This window comes from Helicobacter aurati (assembly GCF_003364265.1).
Taxonomy (GTDB): Bacteria; Campylobacterota; Campylobacteria; order Campylobacterales; family Helicobacteraceae; genus Helicobacter_A; species Helicobacter_A aurati.
Genome location: NZ_NXLW01000046.1, coordinates 1 through 471, shown reverse-complemented (window position 1 = coordinate 471; position 471 = coordinate 1). Strand labels below are relative to the sequence as shown.

At 36.9% G+C, this 471-nt stretch carries 1 protein-coding gene; it reads left to right on the top strand.

All coding sequences use genetic code 11. The features are described 5' to 3' along the window. Nucleotides 1-471: HAMP domain-containing protein (locus tag CQA66_RS09100; RefSeq protein ID WP_181882268.1), on the top strand; the 471-nt coding region annotated here is incomplete at both ends.

Sequence of the window (471 nt, the reverse complement as noted above, 5' to 3'; positions counted from 1 at the left end):
AGTCAACTCCCATGACGAACTAGGCAATATGGCAGAAGCCATTAATGCCAACATAGAAAAAACACAAAAGAGCCTAGAACAAGATTCTCATGCAGTTTCCCAAGCAGTGCAAACAGCTAAATCCATAGAGCAAGGAGACTTAACAGCTCGTATTGTAGAGAATCCAGCCAATCCTCAATTACGAGAATTAAAGAATGTATTAAATACTATGTTGGATGTATTGCAAGAAAAAATAGGCAGTGATACCAATGAAATTGCAAGAGTCTTTAATAGCTACACTAAGCTTGACTTTACAACACAAGTCCATGATGCAAAAGGTAGAGTAGAAATCGTAACTAACACCTTAGGTGATGAAATCAAAAAGATGTTACATACCTCACGAAACTTCGCTAAAGAGCTTGAATCTCAATCTAAAGAATTAGAGAATGCAGTCAATACACTTTCAGAATCTTCCAACAAACAAGCAAGCTC